Below are 229 nucleotides of genomic sequence, written 5' to 3' on the forward strand. Positions count from 1 at the left end.
AGGGCCTGGACGCCTACGTCGTGCGCAAGCTCGACCTGCCGTTCCGCGACGTGGACTGGACCGTGTGGGCCGACCTGCTGGACCGGGTGCACAATCCGGACCACGAGGTGAAGGTCGCGCTGGTCGGCAAGTACATCGACCTGCCCGACGCCTACCTGTCGGTCACCGAGGCGCTGCGCGCCGGCGGCTTCGCCAACAAGGCCCGCGTGAAGATCAAGTGGGTCACCTC

General features: G+C 68.1%; 1 pseudogene. It reads left to right on the plus strand.

Annotation, left to right across the window (positions count from 1 at the left end):
- Positions 1-229: pseudogene (locus GJQ66_RS14020) on the plus strand (CTP synthase); the annotation flags it as partial.

Source organism: Microbacterium sp. ZXX196, from assembly GCF_009709595.1.
Lineage (GTDB): Bacteria > Actinomycetota > Actinomycetes > Actinomycetales > Microbacteriaceae > Microbacterium > Microbacterium excoecariae.